The sequence below is a fragment of the Pantoea sp. X-Soil-TKNS-1207 genome (genome assembly GCF_059730485.1).
Genome location: NZ_AP035960.1, coordinates 541,341 through 561,430 on the forward strand (window position 1 = coordinate 541,341; position 20,090 = coordinate 561,430).

Sequence of the window (20,090 nt, forward strand, 5' to 3'; positions counted from 1 at the left end):
ACCCGACGCGATCAATCGCGCCGCTTCACCTGGTACGGCTCTCAATAAATGCCGCGTAATTACACCGTGGCCAAAATTTGCAGCTGGCTGTGGTCCGAAATTTCCTGCCACGACAATACGTCGAGATCGGTAAATTTATTTTCCAGCAGCTTTTTCACGAAACGCCGAATATCCATGCTGCACATAATCACCAGCTCATCGGCGGCGAACGCGGTTTCCGCGATGGCATTGGAAAACAGCGAAAAAATCTCTTCCATTTGCCCAGGTTCCATATTGATGGAACTGCCTGATCCGCTGGTTTTGATATTGCTGCGGACTTCCTCCTCTACCCCCTGGGTCATCATCACGCAACGAATATAACCACGGCTCTGATATTTATTTGAGATGTAGCGCGCCAGTCTGCCCCGGACTAATTCGGTCAGCGCGAGGTTGTCTTTTTCTTTACCCGCGTGCTGAGCAATCGTTTCAAGAATTATTTTATTATTCCTGAGCGAGATTCCTTCACTGATTAAACGTTGAAAAATTTCTGATATTCTCTGAACAGTGGCGTTTCGATACACTTCTTTCATCAGTTCAGGGGATTTGCTGTCTATTTTGTCCAGCATTTCTTTGGTGTCCTGAATGCCAAAATATTCATTGACCAGACGGCTCAGGCCACGCGACATCAGACGGTATATTTCCTCACGGGCGCTGCGACTCTGAATATTGAGCGGCGTCAGCTGGCTGCTGAATTGATTATCACACCAATATTGTGGCGGCGTCCGCTCCAGTCGGGTGAGCGTAATCCCCAGAGATTCCAGCAGCGGCAGCTGCTCAATGGCCAGGATACGACGCTGATGCGGCAACACCTCGATCTGATCAACGTCAATTTCATGAATCAGCAGCTTTATCGTTCCCTCAGGGATGCCTTCGTTTGCCAGAAATTCAGTACGGGGTAGCGGAATACCAAATTCGAGGAAGAACGCCTGGCGAAACCATGCCACATCTTCAGGCTGGTTGATCCATGCGTAGGTCTGCGGCGCCATCACCAGCATCACCGGCACAGTCTCGGGAAACAGCTGCCCATCCGATTGTTCTTCGCTTTTCGCCTGCGCGGCCTGCTCCGCTGCTTTGATCTCCTCAGCTGTACGCATCAAGCCAATGCGCTGAAGCCAGGTCACCATCATCAACTTGAATTTTCCGTCACGCTTTATCAGCGTCACCAAACCCAGCAGAGCCGCGAGTGAACCGAAAACCAGCAGCGGGAAACCGGGTAGCAAACCGACAATCAGGATCATTACGGCAGCGCCGCCCATCACGAAAGGGTTGCTGAACAATTGCAGAACAATGCTGGCCCCGAGGTTTTTATTGTCATCGTTGACGCGCGTCACCACAAAGCCGGCACCAATGGAGATCAGCAGTGCGGGTATCTGGGCGACCAGTCCATCGCCGATGGTCAGCATGGTGTAAATATCCAGTGCCTCGGAGAAGCTCATACCATAGGAGTGCTGAGCAATCAGGATGCCACCGATGAAATTGACGAGGATGATTAACAACCCGGCAATCGCATCCCCTTTCACGAAACGCATCGCGCCGTCCATCGAACCAAACAGCTGGCTCTCCTGCTCCAGACGTTTACGTTTTGCCGTCGCCTGTTCGGCCGTCAGAGTGTTGGCTTTCAGATCGCCATCGATACTCATCTGCTTACCGGGCATACCATCCAGCGAGAAACGCGCACACACCTCTGCCACACGCTCCGACCCTTTGGTGATAACGATAAACTGCACAATGGTGACGATGAAAAAGATCACCACCCCCACCGCCAGACTGCCGCCAATAACAAACTGACCAAAAGTGGATACCACTTCCCCGGCATAGCCATCCAGCAAAATGAGTCGACTGGTGCTGATGGAAAGCGCAAGGCGAAACAGGGTGCTAATCAGCAACACTGCCGGGAAGGTGGAGAACTGGATCAGGTCATTCACGTATAGCGAGCTGAGAAAAATCAGCAATGCCAGCGCGATATTCATGCCAATCAGGAAATCAATCAGCCGTGGCGGTAACGGAATGATCAGCATGGCGATCACCGTGCCAATCAGTATCACGATTGCCAGCTCAGGTTTGATCAGCGTGGATAGCCCCAGTTTACGCAACATGCAGCCACTCCTTTAGTCGTGCGGCAACCGCATGAAGATCACTCAAAATGTGACCGGTCAGCTCCGCATAGTAGCGGTGCAGATAGCATTGCTCGCGCAGTAGCAGCAACAGATAGTCGGGGAAATCCCGTTCAACCCGGCTAAGCACTGCCAGGGAGAACGGTATCCCGGCCAGTAACACCAGCGTCTCCCAGCCGCGCTGACGACGGTGGATATCAATCGTGATACCGCCGATGTCCACGCGCATCGCAGCACCGGGAGCCAGTTCATGCCATGACCCTAATAACCCGTTTTCCTCAGCATCCCACATCATGTTGCCCTGCATCCTTTCCCTGCCAACGTTCACTCAATTCCTGAACCACTTTTGCATCCAGCCTGGCCCGGTCACTTTGTTCCTTAAAGAAGAGATCCGGGAGATCCACCAGCGCCGAACGCAGTTCACGCAAAAACCGTCGCTGCTGCGCGATGTCGGCTAATAATTTGTGGCGCTGCAACTCTCGCCACTGCGGTAAAAACACCACCGGTTGCGCCAGGATGGATCGGATAAAGTGGACAACCGGGCCAGCCAGAGGGGATTCAGGCTGTTCAGCGCCCGGCTGTCCGATCGGGGACAACCCACAGATGCGTTGCACCAGGGTAGTAAATCGCGTCATCGCGGAAATTTTGTTCAGCAACAGGCTGAGCCGCGCTGGCTGGGTACTGGGACGCAGAGCGTTAATGTCGTGACGTAAAGCCCGCGAGATGTAGTGAAATAACGTGCCCAGACCGGAAAGTTCGACTTCATCGGTCATCGCCCAGAGGAATCCATCTTCGTCTTCCTCGTCCCAGGTTAACCATACCCGATACCAGCGCCGCAGCTGCTGGGGAGAAAAGCGTGTCATTCTGGCGTATTGCTGCGTCAGCGCGTGGGTATTCACCCCGGCCCACATGGCCTGGCGCTCCTCGTCACTGGATTCGGCTTCCAGTAAATCCTGCGTTTCCTGCAACAACAGACGATCCAGCTTCCAGTTATAGAAGTTATTGATCATCGCATTCAAAATCAGCCAGATATCCGTAATGTCGTTAAACCGCTGACGCAGCATCAACAGCAGATCGCTGGCGCGCGTCACGGGTTGCACTTCCGGTACCAGGGAAGACGCGCTGCCTTCGATATCCAGTTCCACCTTGTTGTTGATTTCCTGGGCGAGTGTCCTCGTGCCTGGCAGGACTTTCTGCATCGACATCATGCCAAAATCATCGGCCGCCCCGACCAGTTCGTAATAATTCGGGTATACCGATTGCACGACGATTTTGTCAGGTTCGACCTTGCGAACGTCATCCCTGTCACTCATGGCCTGCTGGATGCTGGCCAGAATCTGAATCTGGTTACTACTCATGGCAGGCTCCGTGCCGTTTCCTGACGCGTACGCTGTAGCCACTCTTCCAGCCGGGTGACCGAGCTATCGGATTCATTCAGCACGCGCGGTTCGATAAGAAATAAGCGGACCACATTGGTACGACGTGGCTCCTCATAACGAAACAGGCCCCCGATAAACGGAATACGGCTCAGCAACGGGATGCTGTTTTCATCTTCTATCCGCTCGCTGCGGGTGTAACCACCAATCAGCAGGCTGTCGCCCGAGGGAACCCGCGCCACCGTTTCGATACGCGTCTGGCTTATCTGTTTATTGTTAACATCGCTGACGGCATCGCTGCTGCCATCTTCCACTGTCAACTGCATTTCGACTTTTGGCGATTGACCCAGAGTCGTGATAATCCGCGGCGTCACCGAGATCAGCGTACCGTAGGTAATGGTTTTCAAATCGACGAAGCGTTCGGCTTCCAGCTTGATATAGAAGGAGTGACTGTTGTCAAAATAGGCGGTGACGTTATCCTGGGTCAGCACCATTGGCCGCGAAATGACACGCGCCTTTGACTGCACGGTAAGCGCGTGAATGCGCGCCAGAATCGAGGTGGTCTGAACCAGCGTTTGCGCAGTACCGACCGGGTTGATCTCACCGATCAAATTGCCACTGCTAAAACTCCCGGACCAGTTAATCCCCAGGTGCTCCACTTCGCTCTCTTTCACGTCAATGATTTGCAGGCTGAGCTGTACCTGTTGGCGCGGGTTGTCGAGTTGCCGAATCAGGTAACGTGCATCGCGAATTTGCGCCGGCTCGCCGCGTAAAATGATGCTGTTGGTGTCGTTGTCGCCCAATATCCACAGTTGCTGACCGGCAGACTGCGGGGCCACCAGCGCAAGGGTTTCACCTTCGGTGGCCGGTGTTTCAGTGACCACAGGCGGGAGCAAAGCCGCCGCCGGATTAGCATCCTGGTTGGGCGCGAGGGTGAGACGGTCAGCGCCCTGCCACAACGCACGCAGGGTATCGATCAATCCTGGCTCAGATATTTTTTCTCCGCGCAGGGTCAGATTACGGGCAAAGATAGGGCGATAACGCACACGGACCACGGCGACGGTGGCGTTCGCCCCGCTACGATCCTCCTGTGCCAGCTGTTGCTGCTTATCCAGCAGCGCCGCCGTCTGCGTGACCAACTGGACGTATTTGGGTGGACCGGAGAGATAAAATGAATGGGCGTCCGGCCGCGCTTTTAACGGATATTGTTCGTCATACAATCCGGCGTCACGCAATGCACGCGCCAACGCATCGACGCTCATTTGCTCCAGCCGCACCAGCGCGCTGGCCAGCTCATCCTGACGGTAAACGTAAAGCGCAAGGCCATCAAAATACCAAATCAGCCCCATATCATGGCTAAAGGTTTTCAGCGCTTCCATGGGGTCGGTGAGATCAAACTGTCCGGAAACCTCGAGCTTTTTGGCGGCAGCGCTGAGGATGACAGGTCTTTCCATCAAAGCTGATAACGCCTGGAAATAGACCGTGGCGGGCTGTTTCTGCAATGTCAGCAGCGCCGGTTCCTTTGCCGATGCGCCGCTCACCATGACAAGCAGTAATAAACTGACAGGTAAGAGAAACCATCCCATCAAATACCGACTGATAGCTACAGTCCATTGTTCTCGTACCCTGTTTCTCACCCTACATCCTCTTCAATTATCAATTTTCCTTGCGTTTCCTGTGTCAGCCATTGCAATAAAGCCTGACATTCAACTCCCTGTTCTTCTGACTCAGTAACGTCTAGCGCTATACGGCAGCTGCTTTCGTCGGGGAGAATATTAACGGTTATAGTAACGCGTTCTCGTAATATCAAAATCATCAGCGACAACAAGCTATAGTGATAAGAAAATAATTCATCCACAGCCAACCTGGCATATATGATCATCCAGCCTACCCCGGCTATTTTTCGCGCGATGTAAAAATGTAGCCTAATATTACCGATAAGCGTTCAATAAAACCATGCAGAGACGATTGATAATCTTCTGAAAAGAATGATTTAAATCTGATAAATACCTACTTATAAGCATGATAAATCCAAAATTAACCCATAAAAAACAATGAACTAATGAATATAAGCATAAAAACCCTCATGCTACCTTCCTTTTTATGGGTTTCATAATTGGCATATCTCAATAAAATACCAGAAATTCATTTCACACTTCCACGTCGTGAGTGCGTGCTGTTAACCTTGGGTTTCTCATGTTTTCACTAAAAATTTTAAATGGTCCACTGAGTGGTTTTGACATGATGTTGAACAGTGGATTATGGCATCTCTACCTTTACAATCAAAATAATGAACCAGAACAAATTCGGGTTGCTAATAATGTAAAAGTCGCCAGTGATAATGTTATTTTCATTCCGGTGTATGGCGATGAAAACGCACGACATATGCAGCTCCAGCTCGGTGAAAATCCACTTGATTGTCGCTATGGCTGGCAGGATGAACCCACGTCTTTTCAGACGCTGACGCCGCAGCAGAAAATTGATTTTGGCGGGCTGTGTTTTGCCCTAAAAAACCAGCAGGAAGAGTGGTCGCTAATCAATGAGGACGTCAGCAGTGCGTTAATCTGTCCCGAGGAGCGGCCACGAAAGCCCCAGACGCGTTCATTCGTTCTCACCCCGCTCCGGATAATCCTTTTGATCGGCGCGCTGATTATCTGCCTGCTGTCCGCGTTGTTTTATTACGTCACACCCCCACAGCCTCAGGTTTCCCCCCAGGCCAGCAGCAGCTTTCAGCTAACGCCAAAAATCCGCAAGGTAATCCAGCGACGGCTTTCCGAAGCCGGGATTTTGTGGCTGACCCTGAACCAGAATGAACAGAACAAAGTGGTGCTGCGTTTGCTCACCGATGGGCAAAAAGATGCCGAGCAGCGCGCTCAGCAACTGTTGCAGCAGGCGTATCCCCAAATGGGCGCGGTGATCATCCACCCCCACTCGCTACAGGAAATGCAGCGCGAATTGCAGATGCTTTTTGCCCAAACCGGGATTCAGTATTACCAGGAAACCACGGCAGAAGGCATTTATGTTGCAGTGCGCCAGGCGCTGGCCCCCGAAGCGCTGGATTTTCTTAATAAACGGTTGAGTGCCTTTTATCAGCGCTGGGGACAGCAGCGCGTTCATGTATCCATTCAACTTCCTGATACCAGCAGCACGCCCCGCGCGGTGTTACAGCGTGGGCAGGATGATCTTATCTGGGACCGGAAAAATCACATCTTCCGTCCTGTTCTGAAGCAAACACTGTAAGGAGAATAGCTATGGCAGATGTAATTGATCCCGATTTTGGCGTTGGTCCCAAGCCGCTGGATGGCAATTTTTATGACCTCTATGAAGCATTCAGAGACCAGGTAAAAGACGCGCATAGCAAGCTGAATCTGGCCACGGAAGCGTGGAAAAAGAAGCCGACCGATCCCACTCTCACCCTCGAAATGCAGGCCGCACAAGGCGATCTCGGCAACATCACACGCGGTGTGGGCAGCCTAATCAGTGCGCTGGTTGCGCTGCAAAGCGAAGCAACGCAGAAGATTAAATAATATGGCGCAAATTCAACTTATTACCCTGCCCGAGGTGGCAGGCGTACTCAATCACGACGTGGCAGTCTCGCTCGATGAACGGATGATGGCCGCCATGAGTCAGATGATTACCGATAATCAACAATTACGCGCAGCCGGCACTGAGGCGATGGATAAAGCTGTGACCAATAACTCTCCCGCGGAAATGCTGAAGTCACTGGCTTTGCTGGGCGATCATAAAATCCATACTGAGACGTTACTGGCCTTCGCACGAGAAGTGAACCGGGGAATTGAGACGCTGGTTAAAGCCTGATGAAACTGTTTGCCACGGGAAAGATCTGCCTTTTAGCACTACTGGTACTACTACTGACGGGCTGCCGGGAAGAGGTATTAACCGGCCTGAGCGAACGTCAGGCAAATGAGGTTATCGCGTTACTGGATCGCTATCAGATCGCGGCAACTAAAGTGCATGGCGAGAAAAAGCTGTTTAATGTGCTGGTTGATCAGCAACATATGAAGCAAGCCATTTCGCTGATAGCCGATTATCGCCTGCCCTCACATGAGGATGTCGAGATAGACCGTTTCTTCCCGACTGATGCATTGGTTGCTTCACCACGCGCCGAAAAAGCGCGTTTGATTTCTGCCATTGAGCAAAAGTTACAGCAATCTTTGCTCAGGCTGGATGAAGCGGTGGAAGTGCGGGTGCATATCAGCTATCCCCTGGAAGATGAGAGTCGGCTGGCCAATCCGCCGGATAAACGTATTTCGGTCCTGATGATGCATCGTCCGCTGGAGGATGCCACCATTTTTGCTAATAAAATTCGTTTATTTATTCTCAACAGCTTCCCTGACGTGAAACTGGAAGACATCACGGTGGTACTGTTTGCCAAACAGGAACCGCAGATTTCTTCAGCTTCCACTCGCACGAAGGAGACGTCAGAAAATAACATGATGTTCACCGTCGGTATTGGTTTGCTGCTGTTGGTATTGCTGATTATCGCGGGCATATGGCTGTACAAGCGGAGAAACGCAGATGCAGGCCGACATTCATAAACGTTTATGCCTGCTGGGTGATATCAGTAGCTGGCTTCATCCACTGCGGTCTACGGCGGATTACCAATCGCTAAGTAAACCGCAGCAGAACCGGCTATTGAGCCTGCAATATCAGCTCAGGCTGCCGCGTATTGCCGATATCTCCGGGGCGCCCGGCAGCGATTTTATCGCTTGCTGGGCGCAGCTGCCCCGTTTGTGTCTGCTGGCCGGTAGCCTGGGTTTGATCGGCGTGATCCATGCTGAGCGCCAGCAGTCGCTGTATCAGCCTGGCGATCTCCTCTTTATCAGCGCCTTGTCGCAGCAGTGCTTCCCGGTAATGACGCATATAGCGGGTGGCATGATAAATGAAGCCGTGCTGTGTGAACGAGGCTGGCTGGCCCTTTGCCATGCTTTTACACTGCCGGACGAACTGGCACGGGCAGGCGCGCTGGGTCTGCCCCCCTCACCTGCAACCGCCTTACCCCCGCTAGAGATCTCGCTGCGGGTTTGCCTCTCTCTCAGTAAAATCCTCCACTACCTTCAGGGAACATTGCATGTATGAGTGATATCTCGCTATTTACGGCGTTTGTGGCCAACACCATGATCAGTTCTTCATCGCAGTCGCTGGATACCATCATGTCGCAGCGCCTGTCATCTCAGCCCAGCGGTCAGGTATTTAAGGAGGTCGAAAGCGAAGAGGCGCAGCGACTCAGAGCCAAGCAGGAGTTCCTGTTGCGCTACCTGCAGGCTATGGAACGTGGCGAATTTATCCTCGTCTATGACGCTAAAGATCCGGACAAAATGTCTGATCAATTTGCCGATGACCTGGCGTTACTTTACGCATTGATGATGCCGACTGAAAATGATGATTTCGGCCCGCCATCGATGTCAGAAATGGAGAACTGGTTAATTGCACTGGTCGGGGCAAAAGCTGAAGATGAGACGGAGAATGAAACTGAAGATGATAAAACCAGCATCCCCCTGCCTGATGCCGATGAAAGAAAGTTCCTGATGCTGGCATTCAATAATTTCCAGCTGGTATACAAGAAGAACTGGGAAAACCTGTTTGATAAAGTTAAAGAGGAGATGATTAAACCGTTAACGGTAAACTGGGATCAGCCCTTTGCCGAGCCAGACTGGCCGACAGGCAGCGGCGAATATACGCCAACGGCTGTTTTAACCAAGGGAAATTAATACTCCACCAGGCAGAAACTAACCTCCTGCTAAATCCTTATTAGAATGTTATGGAGGATGCCGACATCTAATATAGTCATTTCAGTGAATCATAAGATAATTATTAGAAATAAATACCACGCGTAATATAAAATCAAAAAACAATTCGTGATTAATTATCCTGGCATTATTAACTTTATCTATTTCGTCAATTAATCATTTTTAGATAAATTTTAAGCCAGGAGATTTCCACCGATGATAACAGGTACAAGTAGTATTCAGCCCACCACTTCTTATCACAATGCATCAGAACCCCTACCCGACAATGTTTTCCTTGAGAGGAATGTTAAAAATATTAAATGGTCAGAATTCCCTAAAGACGACACCACAGAAAAAATCAAGGCTATTATTGATAACCTGCCAAACCCACAGGGTCTGCATCGTGTTTTCGTCACCCTCCTTGGCTTTTCCGGGCAGGGATATGAAGGTGATGCTTTTAAAGTCAAATTCAACCAGCTTCTTTCAGACATGTGCGGAAAAAATCAGGATGCACAGATTATTATTGTCGGTGGCGTAACGGAGGTCGGCGTCGGACAGCTATTTGCCGAGGCATCGAGGGAAATATATAATAATATTCTGTTTTTAGGCATCATTTCCCAGGATGTAATCGGGACACATCTAAACATCGCTGAACCCTTCCTGAAAAAAGGCGCTGACCCGGAAAATTCTCCTGATGGAATTACGAAAGATATGTTCAGGGATAATGTTGCGCTAATTCCTTCCAGTGAAGAACATCCCTGGTCGACCCTCAATGAAGAAGGCCACTCGTACACTATTTATCCGGGTAGCATTAACCCTGAAGCGAGTGTGATATGGGCATTTGGCGGTGGAGACATTGCCAGCAAAGAGGCATTCCAGGGTGTTGGTTATGGCATCCCTACACATGTGATGGTGTTCGAGCCGGAAGTGAAAGGCAAAAGCACAGCGGTGAACAATTCCATAGGCGATTTTTATGCATTATCCAAAAAATAAATGATTTGTGGGTGTGACTTATCTCCCCTGCTTCAGAATTTTATTTCAGACAACAGGGAATCAGTCCGGACACGCATTTTTATTAACCAGATAAACTCCCGACGCTAAAGATATTTGCAGAAATCGTCTCTCTGCATATCCCCCGGCTACCTGACATAATAAGTAACCGGGGGTCCCTCTCTTGCTACCTTCCTCACTGCAAAACATTCAGGGTTATAACTGATAATCATTTTCAACAATAAGCCCCCACACCAGCCATTACTATACCAAGGTATAGGGCCGGTTTCTACCCGCATAAACATCTTTCTGTCTCCTTTACGATAGTTAATGTTTGGGTTCCGCCAATTCTTCTGCGCTAATTCCTGTTAATGCCTTGATCGTTTTCTGATCGAAACCCTGCTTTTGCATTTCTTTCGCGATATCACATGATGCCCGATACGCCCCCTTCTCATAACCCATTAATTCAATTTGTTCCGCAATCACTTGTGCAACTTTTTCAATATTCTTCATTAGTTCCTGACCTTTATCCTGTTTGCAGCGGTCTTATTATCGATAATTTTCTTAATCATCATCTCTATCATGGATCGTCGAAATTTTTAGCCTTATCCATGCTGCCGTTTATTTTCTTTCTGGTGAAATTTAAAGATGTACCAACGTTATTAATATATTTTATAAATCTGCGACTGTCCTTTTCTGGCGCCTTATTTCCCATAAGAAGATCAATATACTGTGAAGTCGCAACCATGCACGGACGGTTTATGACCATTGGATACCTCTCAGACACAAACGTTTATCTGAAATCAGGCATCCATCATTACCGCCAGCCAGTGCGTTGTCGAGTCATTCTCATGAATTTATCAGAGCAGTTATCCCTACGATCGTCCAGGATTTTTATTCATGCTGGCAATTGCCTGGCGTTTTATAAATGCCAATATAGCCAGCAAACCCGGCGCGTTACACACTAATAACTAACAGGAATTTCATTTAATTTATTACTAAGTATAGTAACGATACTCACTAAATAAACTTACTAACAAACAATCGAAAAATATTAACCCGGACCTTGATTAAAAAATCAGGTCGCCGATAACGATAATTTTGGGATATGTGAGGAAATTTATGACGCCTGTAGCGGCAGGAATGCCTGTTTTAAAAATAGAGAACATCAGCCAGCCATCTCCGGCGCCCGAAGCCCCCCCTTTTCTGTTGCGATGCGCGCGTAATGTTCTCACTGCACTGCTCACGTTACGCCCCTCGTTACCGGCAATCGATCCTGAGCGGGTACAGCGGGAATTTGCCGAATGGACGAACGGAAAAGCCGGTGCAATGGCTTTCGCTGATTTGGTTAAACATATTCAGTCGGTGCTTAATGCTCCAGACGAGGAGGTGAGGGCCAGACAATCTGATGCTCAGTCAGCCTGGCACTGGCAACGTATTTGCCAGGATCTCTCAGAATTCATTGCGGAAAAATATCAGGAGCTGTGTGAAGGCACGCCATTTCTGCCCGCACGTCCCTTATTAACCGATCAGCAAAAACGGGCTATCCTGCAAAAAATCTTCCCGTTTATGTCAGCCCCGCACAGCTTCGAGCAGCTGCCCTGCCGTTGTCCTGACCTGAATAATCTGCTGGATCGGGAAATATATCAGGTTGCAACAAAACCTCTATTAGAGGTGGCGCCAGGTGCAGGAACCGCGTTACTCACCCATCTGCTGATTTTTTTTTACCCTCCTCTGGCGTGGATTTATAGCGGCCTCCATGCGGCACGTCATATGCCCGCAGAGGGTATCAAGCCGGGTTTGCGCTGTATTGATCAGCACGTTACCTCCTATCTGCTGACCAGCAGCGCTGACACTGCCCATCATCCCACACCCGTGACTTTGTCTAACCTCTTCCGGCAACTGGAGATTCAGTGCCAAAGGCTGGCAGCCCTCATATCGCCACCCACATCGCGCCCGCAGGCTGGCAACCTACCCGATCCGCTGATCATCACCCTGCGGTTAATCGCGAACTCCGCCTTAAATCACGCTGAACACCCCCCTTTTCTGACGCTTTCACCGCACAGCTGTGCCGAGTTTCTGAGAGCGGATACCGCATACCTCACCTGCACGGGTGGCGGCAACGTCGCGCCCTTCAATGAGAGCATCCCCCTGCCCGGCCACCGCGTTATCACCCTGACGCGCATCGTCGGCGAGAATAGCCAGGGCAGGCAGCAGGAAGGGTTGCGTATCGCAACCGGCAGCCAGCCGATGCGCATCCTCGGCTGTACCCTCCCGCTGCATCAAAGCCCACAGCGCCTCACATCGCCCCAGGTGCAGCCCCTTCCCTGGCAACGCAGCACGCCGGCCAAATCGATCGACCTTCCTGTCGAAAAAGCGCAACAGCGGGCCATGCCCATCGCCTGGCAGCGTTTTATTCCCGCCGTCGCGGCATCGGAGAGCACGCCTGCCAATGTAGAAAACTGGTGGGTGCCATCAGGTGAAAAGCAGAAACGCTACGGTACTTATCTGATGCATGAATTAATGCAACACAACCTGGGCACGTCTTCCCAACAGCCATTGACCACCGCGCCAGCCGAAGAAAGCTGGCCAGACTGGCTGGCGATGCCGGATACAGCTCCCGGTTGCCTGACAGCATCCAGCCCCATTGATAGCGCCGGTTTACACGACACCCTCAATCAGCTCAGTCATCTGCTGGAAAACCTTTCGTTACCACAGCTGGAAACGGCGATTGCGTCTTTTGTTGCCCCTCAGTACAGCCTGACGGAACTGCATGAAAAGGTGCTGGCGGTATGCGAACAGATCGTCGCCTGGGACGATGAAAACGAAAGGGTTCATCTCGATCTGTTGCAGGCGGCGCGTTTTATCGCTGAACTGCCGGGCATTGCGGATTTCGTAGCCCATCCGTCGTCGATAGATGCTTTCATCCGCTCTGCCAAAGGCATTGGCACCCTGGCTAACAGCCTGCTACTGGTGTTAGACCATGCGCTGGCACCCGCCTGGCAGCCAACGTTCGCCAGCAGCCAGCAATTTATCCGCAGCATCAAATCCGCCACCACCACCTACGGGCAGCTCACGCCCTTGTTGCAGCAGATGGAACAGGTGTTCAGCAGCAAGATGCGTGAAGCGGTTGGCGTCCGGGGCACCATCACCCAGGATATTATGGTGGCGAAGCTGGATTACCTGGCGCTGAAGAGGATGGAACGCCTTTATCCATTTCTGAGGTATCGTGATCGCAGCGATCTGGCCAGTGAACGCTGTCTGTCACACGCCGGAATTCAGAAAGCGGCGGCGGCGCTGGAGATCCAGAGCCAGCCGATCCTCGACAACACCCCCGGTGAGAACCTCGAACAATTTGGCATCCATCTGCTGCTGAAACGTTCTCAGGCGTCGCAGCAGGCGGATTTCGCCCCCATCGAGGCCTTGTACTTCAACCCCGAGGACGGGGTAGCCAGCTATCTGACGCAGCTTAAGCAGCAGGTCGAATTGTTAATTCGCTGCCATCAGGCTGATATCACGCTGCGCCATCTGCTCAGTCACCCGGCGGGAAAAAACGCTGAAATCATCAGTCACTACAACGCGCTGCGCCAGCTAAAGCGGCAATGGTATGCCCGGACGCTGGAGAGTCTGGCCGCGCAGGATCAGTCGTTTTACCGCGAGGCGATGCAGTCCGGCGACCTGAGCCTGCATCTGGTGCGAATGGTGCAAACGTCAGGCGATATTGCCTGTGCTGGCTGCTATGTCTCTGCCACACTCAACAACGTGGTGCGGGCCGTTTTCCTTACCCAGATATCCCCCTCGCATGATCCGAGCCGACCGGGGATTTATGACGCCACGGATGAATACGCCAGCAATGCCCAGCTGCGGGAGTTTATTAACGGCGGCGGCAAGTCTGCCATGTTGACACTGCTGTCGTCCGCAGCAATGCCCGATATCGCCCGCATTCGCTTTCTGCTAGACCCGGAAGTCAGGATCGTCGCAGATGCGAATGCCCACGACTGGCCCCAAACTGCTGCGGCCATCGCGCGCCAGATCAGCGCTTATCAGTTCCCTGATATCAAGATCGCGGCGACGGCGCCAGCCATTGAACCACCCAGCCTGTTACAAAGCCTGATCGCTTTAAGCCCGGTTGCGGGCTGTGTGGCAGCGGTACAGGCTGTGGCGCAACACCAACCCGCCTTCACTATTCTGGCGCGTATCGGGCAATGTTTATACGCGGCAGCAGCTCCCGGCGCAGAAGAGGAGTCGGCGGTGAAATTCGCCTATTACGTCGGGGGATCGGTGCTGAATGCGGTGTTTGATCAATTCACCCAGCATCCTGTCACCACACCCGGCATCAATATAACCCTCGCCGCAGAGGTCCTTGAGCCAGAAATGCTTGATGACAGCCGGGTTGGTTATGATTTGTGCAGCAGAAGTCACTTACGCGATCGCTTCGGCGCAGAGCTGCTGCAACGCTCTCTGCCGCTCAACTCACTGCCCGCGGGTTTTCACCTGACGCAGGTGTGCTGGGATGAGTTTACCGACGCCCTGCACTGCAACGTCACCACGCCCGCCGGGGCGCGACACTATCTGTTCGACAGGCAAAACCAGCATCTGCTTCCCTCAACGGACAACACGGCGCCGACCGGCATCACTATCCCGGTCATCGCCTTTCAACAGGCGATCCAGCAGCAAAGCCTGCCCGCTTTACTCGCCAGCTTAACGCCCCCTTCAGCAGTCGCGCTGGCTTTTAGCGATGTGCCAGCGGAGAACAACGACAACGACAGCGTCCGTAACCATCTCGACCCGGCCAGCATTCCTCCGGGCTGGCAACATCAGCAGAGCTGGGTGAAAACGGCACCCGATCTTCAATTGATCACCGAGTGGACAAATGCCACCGGTGCGACGGTGTATCTGCAACTTACCCACTCAGGTCTGTGGCGGCAGTGGCAGTCCGCCAGTCCCATCATCCGTTTGCGACGAAATGACGCTGAGAAACCTCCGCTGTACATCGACGCATTAAAACCCAGCGCCAGCGGCTATCACGCCTTGTTGCCATACAATTCGCCGCAGCGCCACGCCAGGTTGACGATGCTGGTGCAACATCTCCACCAGCTCTCATCACCGCTGATCTTTAAGCGAATGCAGGTGGAAAATCTTTTTCGCCACGTTGCCGCCACTATCCCCGCCTCTTTTTCCGCCATTGGTTCCGGCGAGCCAGCGGAATATTTACGCGAATTAAGCGAATGGCGTAATTTGCTGACGGAGGGAGGGATCGCCAGTCTTGAACAGGTGGTTAAAAATTATAAGCCTGTGACAGGCAGCATAGATGAACTGGACTTTATCGAGAATCTGCAATCCGCGATTTCCCAGCAAAAAAGGCTGGCAATTTTGTATGAGGTGTTCAGGGAGAAGTATCTGACCTACTGGCAATCCTATAAGGAATACGAAAAAACCATTCCCAGACTTGAATCGTCCATCACCACCTATCTCGGGAAGATAAAGCGCCAGATAAAGCACTGGCCTTTACCGGTATCGCCGTTCATTTTAAAAACGAAAACGGAGGAGCAGCTACGCACTGAATATCCGCAAATGGCTGCTGGCATTCAGCAGGCCATCACCGAACTCCAGCATCATGCCCGGCAGGTTTCGGCGATGATCAATAATCCGGACAAACCCGACACCTTCGCGAAATTAATTAATAGCTTTTATGGCCGCGTCTTTACCAAAGAGCAGGTCGATTTTTTCTCCGGCCATTTCAACTCGATCCTGACATCGTTTAACCAGCTGGATCTGAGCATTTTTCATATTGTTGATGACCGGCTGGTTCTGAATGGTCGGGTTGCCAGTAGCTGCCTGAAGTCCCAGGAAGAAAAAATGCTCTTTGGTTCCGGCACCGTGGGTTACACCAAAGAGGGGGACAGATTTAATCATATCTATTTGTTGTCTCATGTCTCAGAAGGGCTGGCTGATATTCTTACTCATGAGGGTGTGCATCGTATAATGAATGCCGCCACCGACGATTATATCGGTGATGAGATCTATCTTGATACCGGACATCCGCTGAAAAAATTAACCCTGCATGGCATGGGTGTCCTGATGCGGAAACTGATGGCTGATGAAAATGCATTTCAGCGTTATCTGTTAAATGATGATGACTATCTCAGCGCCTTTCTGTCTCAATACGCTGCCTATAGCAGCAGTCCCGCCATGAAACGACAGATCAGCGTCTACAGAAATAAATTTCTGCCGGGAAAAATCACCAGCAAAAACATCAAATATAAAAGTATGCCGAAAGAACGATACGAACAGTTCACGCCAATCTTACATGAGGCGTTCGAGGATAATCTGTTTATGCTGAAAAAAGCGTTTCAGAATGCCGACTGGCTTACCAGTATCTTCGGCGCGTTTGTCGATAAAGCTAACACACAGCTGCAACGCGCGACGCATACTGCGCATAAACGCAGTGCGGCGGCGGCCACGCGGGCCTATTTCTTCCAACAGCCGGGAAATAATGCCGTCACGGATATTGCAGCGGCGATGAGCCGTCAAATCGTTACGATGATCACGGGTGCCAGCAGGCCCACGGAATGATATAAGGCTACAATCAGGTTGGCGTCAGTCAGATTGAGGATATCCCGATTAAAAAAACGCTGCTTTACTGGGCAGGCTTTGCCACGCTTTACACCGGGCTGGCACTGTTCAGCTTTCAAAATCGCGACCCCTGGAGCTTCTCCTCAACCGTATGGTTCCCGGCGGGTTTGCTGCTGGCGGCGTTGTGGTTATCACCACGGCGTGACTGGCCATTGTGGCTGATTACCGCAGGGTTGCTGCACGCGCTCTGTGGCGTGTATACCGGTCGTCCGCCGCTGCTGGCGGGTATCTTTGCCGCCTTTGATATCGTGGTGTTTCCGCTTTGCGTACTGCTGCTGCGGATGCTGCCACAACTGCGCGGGCAACAACCGGTGTTGGTGGTGTTATGTCAGATGGTGGTGGTGGCGATGTGTCTGAGCCTGGGCAGCATCCTGCTGAGCTGCTGCTTATTGCTGGCAGGCTATGCCGTGGCACCGCAACATTTTATCTCCTGGACACTGGCGGCGCTCACGGCAGCGTTGTCGACCCTGCCTTTTCTGCACAGCAAAGGCGCAGTGTACGCGACCGGTCGCTGGCGCAGCGGCGCTATCATCACCCTCAATCTCGCCCTGATGACGTTGCTGGCCGCCACTGACAGCGGTCCGTGGATGGGGCTGAATCCGCTTTGGCTGCAATTCTGCGCGCTATTATTCAGCGTATCTGTCCTCTCTGCCCGCCAGGTGGGGCTACTGCTGTTGCTGCAATATGCCATCATGACCACGGCGATTTCGTTTGATCACTCGCCGCAGGCCACCATTGTCACGGTGTGGCAGGCGCAGTGGTATCTGATTTTCTCCGCCATTCTGGCCGGATGTCTGAGCCAGTTTGTCACCCACCACCGGGCGTTACTCAGCCGCACGCAAAGTGAGCAGGCGGTGATCGCCCAGTTGGCCGATACGGCCACCAGCCTGATGTTCAACCTCAACCTGACGGAAGGCGAGATTGAGTGGCGCGGCTCGCCTTCGGTGTTTTTTCCTGAAGAGAACCTGTCCGTCAGCACGCTGGAGTTACTTAACGCCCATTGCTCCCCCCCGTTTCTCAACGAGGTTTTGCAGTGGTACCCCGACACCGACAGCGTACAGTTCCGCCAGCAATTGTGGGTGCAGCGCCTGACCGGTGAGCAGATCCACTGCCTGTTGTTGTTGCAGCGCATTGCCGGGCAGCCCTGGCTGGTCGGGGGCCTGAGTCTGTTGCCCGAAAGGGAAGCCTGATAATGACGATTCCCTGATTTTGCCAGCCCGTTGAACCACGATTCACATCCATCGGCTATCCTTAGCCTCGCATGTTTATCATTCCGTGTGTGATAGTCATATTGCGGAATGAGTTCAATCAGACAACGATCAGGGAGAGATGATGATAATGAAAAATCAGGGTAAAAAGGCGTGTTTAGCGCTGGCGACATTGCTGACGGCCTGGTCATGGCATGCCAGCGCCGCGTCGGTAAGCGGGTTAATTGCACAGCGCCTGTCATGGATGAAAGAGGTGGCGGCCTGGAAAGCGGCTAATCATCTGCCGGTGGAAGATCTGCCGCAGGAACAGCGCGTACTGGCCAGCACGCTGGCAGATGCGCAAAAATTAGGGTTAGCGCCTGATTCCGTCAGCCCCTTTATTCGCGCGCAGATGGACGTTGCCAAGGCGATTCAGTACCGCTATCGCGCCGACTGGCTGTCACAATCCCAGCCCCCCACTCCGCCAGATTCGCTTATCGAGGTCAGAAGCCAAATCAACCGCATCAGCAGCGATATTCTGGTCCAGCTGGCAGGCGACCTGCGCAGCGATCCACAGGCCGGTGTCAAAGCGTGCGGCGCAATCCAGGCACTGCGGGTCAAGCATCTGACCACGGATGATAAGCGTTATCTATGCCAGACCCTGCGCCAGGTGGAATGGCATAGAAAATAGCAGGCAAAAAAAAGCGTAAGCGGCTAAGCCGTTTACGCTTTTTATCCTTCAGCTGCGGGTGATTATTTCACCTCAGCCCACAGGCTAAACGCAACGCCCGGCGCCCAGTCAGTCTGCGCACGGTGGTTGTTGACACAACGGTACGTTTTGCCCTGATAAGTCACGACATCATTCACCGCGTAGCTTTTACCCACTACCCAGCTACCGCTTTCCGGCGTTTCATGACCCGGATGATCGTTACCCGGCGTTTCGTTTCCGGTGTTGTTATCTTCCACCACGACGGTGATGTCTTTAGTGACGGAGCCAAAATCATTGCTGGCGGTCAGACGATAGACACCCGTACCGGTATGATTAGCCGCTACCCAGGCACGGGGAGTGGTCATCGCTGGACCTTCCAGTTTGCTGTAAGTTGGGGAGCCGTTCTTTTCCTGCAACTGGAAGCCGCTAAACCCGCTGATCACTTCCCAGCTGTATTTGGTGGCATGGAGGCTATTGGTCGCATCCAGGGTATAGCCGGCGTTGGCGGCGTTTTTCTCCACCACGATTCGATCCTGTTTCACATGGATCACCGGCTGATGCTGCTGCTCCTGCTCACCTTCGTCGCCGCCGCCGATATTGTTGCCGGTGAATTCGACGTCAGCGGTATTGTAGAACGCCGCGCTGGTATCGCCGACGGTCCAGACCGCCAGGATCACCTGATAACCATCTCGTGCCGGGACGTTACAGGTGTGGCTGTCAGTCTGACCCGGTCTTTCCCCGCCGCGCGTTACGGTACAGAACGGGGTCGCTTCGAAGGAGGCACGGCTCAGTGCCAGATTCGGATTCCAGTCATTTTTAGTGATGAAATATTGATAGCTGGTGGTGACGTGTGGCGTCGTGAAGTACCAGGTAAACTGGTGCTGACCGGCAGACATCGGTGTTTTCTTCCAGCGCGTTTCGCTCTGAGCTTCCATCTCCGAGCCACGTACGCCGTTTGCACTGGCAATTCTGCCATCTACCGGACCCGCAGGCGTACCGTTCGCATGGTATGGAAAGCCTTTATCGGTCTCCAGACTCTGCGGTTCGTACTCGACGGCACCGCAATGGCTATTCATCTGCTCGACCGGGTAGTTTTTGTCATGCGTTGTCTTAATTTTGTTACACAGCAGCGCACGCGCTGGCGGCTCCAGTAAATAGCCGTGTGACCATGCGGCCCCACTTACCAGTAACGTGGTGACTGCAAAAGCAAGTTTATTAAATTTCATTTTTCGCTCGTTAATATCAATGTGGAATGAATTCAATCCCCGCACTCGTTCCAGATTAATTAT

General features: G+C 52.2%; 17 protein-coding genes. 10 read left to right on the forward strand and 7 right to left on the reverse strand.

Annotated features, from left to right (window positions below; translation table 11 throughout):
- Positions 1–59: 59 nt before the first annotated feature.
- From AC6I8V_RS25665 to sctC, 4 genes are read right to left on the reverse strand one after another with little or no spacing between them, the layout of a single operon-like run.
- Complete coding sequence (locus AC6I8V_RS25665; RefSeq protein WP_497846759.1) at positions 60–2,135, reverse strand: EscV/YscV/HrcV family type III secretion system export apparatus protein; 2,076 nt, start codon at positions 2,133–2,135, stop codon at positions 60–62.
- Entirely contained in the window at positions 2,125–2,448 is a 324-nt protein-coding gene (locus AC6I8V_RS25670) for a hypothetical protein (RefSeq protein ID WP_497846760.1), read from the reverse strand. The genes AC6I8V_RS25665 and AC6I8V_RS25670 overlap by 11 nt, the downstream gene beginning before the upstream one ends.
- A complete protein-coding gene (locus AC6I8V_RS25675) occupies positions 2,432–3,511 on the reverse strand; it encodes an HrpJ domain-containing protein (protein WP_497846761.1) in 1,080 nt (359 codons plus the stop codon). The genes AC6I8V_RS25670 and AC6I8V_RS25675 overlap by 17 nt, the downstream gene beginning before the upstream one ends.
- Positions 3,508–5,115 carry a type III secretion system outer membrane ring subunit SctC gene (gene sctC / locus AC6I8V_RS25680; RefSeq protein ID WP_497846762.1) on the reverse strand — a complete coding sequence of 536 codons (1,608 nt, stop codon included), beginning with the start codon at positions 5,113–5,115 and terminating at the stop codon, positions 3,508–3,510. Before sctC ends, AC6I8V_RS25675 begins: the two co-directional genes overlap by 4 nt.
- 583 nt (positions 5,116–5,698) lie before the next feature.
- Here sctC and AC6I8V_RS25685 point away from each other — a divergent pair.
- The 7 genes from AC6I8V_RS25685 (at position 5,699) to AC6I8V_RS25715 (ending at position 10,272) form a co-directional block, all read left to right on the forward strand.
- Positions 5,699–6,769, forward strand: coding sequence for a PrgH/EprH family type III secretion apparatus protein (locus AC6I8V_RS25685; protein ID WP_497846763.1), 1,071 nt, complete (start codon positions 5,699–5,701; stop codon positions 6,767–6,769).
- Between the two features lie 11 nt (positions 6,770–6,780).
- Positions 6,781–7,056, forward strand: a complete 276-nt coding sequence (locus AC6I8V_RS25690) for a hypothetical protein (protein ID WP_497846764.1) — start codon at positions 6,781–6,783, stop codon at positions 7,054–7,056.
- Between the two features lies 1 nt (position 7,057).
- Positions 7,058–7,348, forward strand: a complete 291-nt coding sequence (locus AC6I8V_RS25695) for a hypothetical protein (RefSeq protein ID WP_497846765.1) — start codon at positions 7,058–7,060, stop codon at positions 7,346–7,348.
- Positions 7,348–8,088: a type III secretion system inner membrane ring lipoprotein SctJ gene (sctJ, locus tag AC6I8V_RS25700; protein WP_497846766.1), complete on the forward strand. Its 741-nt coding sequence runs from the start codon at positions 7,348–7,350 to the stop codon at positions 8,086–8,088. The genes AC6I8V_RS25695 and sctJ overlap by 1 nt, the downstream gene beginning before the upstream one ends.
- Positions 8,069–8,629, forward strand: a complete 561-nt coding sequence (locus AC6I8V_RS25705; RefSeq protein ID WP_497846767.1) for a hypothetical protein — start codon at positions 8,069–8,071, stop codon at positions 8,627–8,629. Before sctJ ends, AC6I8V_RS25705 begins: the two co-directional genes overlap by 20 nt.
- Positions 8,626–9,261, forward strand: coding sequence for a hypothetical protein (locus AC6I8V_RS25710; protein WP_497846768.1), 636 nt, complete (start codon positions 8,626–8,628; stop codon positions 9,259–9,261). Before AC6I8V_RS25705 ends, AC6I8V_RS25710 begins: the two co-directional genes overlap by 4 nt.
- Before the next feature lie 234 nt (positions 9,262–9,495).
- On the forward strand, positions 9,496–10,272 hold the full coding sequence (locus AC6I8V_RS25715) for a hypothetical protein (RefSeq protein WP_497846769.1): 777 nt from the start codon (positions 9,496–9,498) through the stop codon (positions 10,270–10,272).
- A gap of 324 nt (positions 10,273–10,596) precedes the next feature.
- Here the strand turns inward: AC6I8V_RS25715 and AC6I8V_RS25720 are convergent, their stop codons facing one another.
- Together AC6I8V_RS25720 and AC6I8V_RS25725 are read right to left on the reverse strand one after the other, a co-directional pair.
- Positions 10,597–10,782, reverse strand: coding sequence for an Rpn/YhgA-type helix-turn-helix domain-containing protein (locus AC6I8V_RS25720; protein WP_497846770.1), 186 nt, complete (start codon positions 10,780–10,782; stop codon positions 10,597–10,599).
- Positions 10,783–11,339: 557 nt separating this feature from the next.
- The gene (locus tag AC6I8V_RS25725) at positions 11,340–11,516 is read right to left on the reverse strand and encodes a hypothetical protein (protein ID WP_497846771.1); all 177 of its coding nucleotides are present in this window, start codon (positions 11,514–11,516) and stop codon (positions 11,340–11,342) included.
- A gap of 82 nt (positions 11,517–11,598) precedes the next feature.
- Between AC6I8V_RS25725 and AC6I8V_RS25730 the strand changes: the two genes are divergently transcribed.
- The 3 genes from AC6I8V_RS25730 to AC6I8V_RS25740 all read left to right on the forward strand — a co-directional run bounded on the left by AC6I8V_RS25730 (position 11,599) and on the right by AC6I8V_RS25740 (position 18,783).
- Complete coding sequence (locus tag AC6I8V_RS25730; RefSeq protein WP_497846772.1) at positions 11,599–16,845, forward strand: hypothetical protein; 5,247 nt, start codon at positions 11,599–11,601, stop codon at positions 16,843–16,845.
- A 182-nt stretch (positions 16,846–17,027) separates the two neighbouring features.
- Complete coding sequence (locus AC6I8V_RS25735; RefSeq protein WP_497846773.1) at positions 17,028–18,095, forward strand: hypothetical protein; 1,068 nt, start codon at positions 17,028–17,030, stop codon at positions 18,093–18,095.
- Between the two features lie 139 nt (positions 18,096–18,234).
- Positions 18,235–18,783: a chorismate mutase gene (locus AC6I8V_RS25740; RefSeq protein WP_497846774.1), complete on the forward strand. Its 549-nt coding sequence runs from the start codon at positions 18,235–18,237 to the stop codon at positions 18,781–18,783.
- 62 nt (positions 18,784–18,845) lie between these two features.
- On the opposite strand, the gene AC6I8V_RS25745 is transcribed toward AC6I8V_RS25740, so the two are convergent.
- Entirely contained in the window at positions 18,846–20,027 is a 1,182-nt protein-coding gene (locus tag AC6I8V_RS25745) for a lytic polysaccharide monooxygenase (protein WP_497846775.1), read from the reverse strand.
- Positions 20,028–20,090 lie beyond the last annotated feature (63 nt).

What these genes read in the sequence shown, in the direction of transcription:
- AC6I8V_RS25665 (WP_497846759.1), bottom strand. Translation starts at nt 2,135, where the DNA reads ATGTTGCGTAAACTGGGGCTATCCACGCTGATCAAACCTGAGCTGGCA.
- AC6I8V_RS25670 (WP_497846760.1), bottom strand. Translation starts at nt 2,448, where the DNA reads ATGATGTGGGATGCTGAGGAAAACGGGTTATTAGGGTCATGGCATGAA.
- AC6I8V_RS25675 (WP_497846761.1), bottom strand. Translation starts at nt 3,511, where the DNA reads ATGAGTAGTAACCAGATTCAGATTCTGGCCAGCATCCAGCAGGCCATG.
- sctC (WP_497846762.1), bottom strand. Translation starts at nt 5,115, where the DNA reads ATGGGATGGTTTCTCTTACCTGTCAGTTTATTACTGCTTGTCATGGTG.
- AC6I8V_RS25690 (WP_497846764.1), top strand. Translation starts at nt 6,781, where the DNA reads ATGGCAGATGTAATTGATCCCGATTTTGGCGTTGGTCCCAAGCCGCTG.
- AC6I8V_RS25695 (WP_497846765.1), top strand. Translation starts at nt 7,058, where the DNA reads ATGGCGCAAATTCAACTTATTACCCTGCCCGAGGTGGCAGGCGTACTC.
- sctJ (WP_497846766.1), top strand. Translation starts at nt 7,348, where the DNA reads ATGAAACTGTTTGCCACGGGAAAGATCTGCCTTTTAGCACTACTGGTA.
- AC6I8V_RS25705 (WP_497846767.1), top strand. Translation starts at nt 8,069, where the DNA reads ATGCAGGCCGACATTCATAAACGTTTATGCCTGCTGGGTGATATCAGT.
- AC6I8V_RS25710 (WP_497846768.1), top strand. Translation starts at nt 8,626, where the DNA reads ATGAGTGATATCTCGCTATTTACGGCGTTTGTGGCCAACACCATGATC.
- AC6I8V_RS25715 (WP_497846769.1), top strand. Translation starts at nt 9,496, where the DNA reads ATGATAACAGGTACAAGTAGTATTCAGCCCACCACTTCTTATCACAAT.
- AC6I8V_RS25720 (WP_497846770.1), bottom strand. Translation starts at nt 10,782, where the DNA reads ATGAAGAATATTGAAAAAGTTGCACAAGTGATTGCGGAACAAATTGAA.
- AC6I8V_RS25730 (WP_497846772.1), top strand. Translation starts at nt 11,599, where the DNA reads ATGGCTTTCGCTGATTTGGTTAAACATATTCAGTCGGTGCTTAATGCT.
- AC6I8V_RS25740 (WP_497846774.1), top strand. Translation starts at nt 18,235, where the DNA reads ATGATGATAATGAAAAATCAGGGTAAAAAGGCGTGTTTAGCGCTGGCG.
- AC6I8V_RS25745 (WP_497846775.1), bottom strand. Translation starts at nt 20,027, where the DNA reads ATGAAATTTAATAAACTTGCTTTTGCAGTCACCACGTTACTGGTAAGT.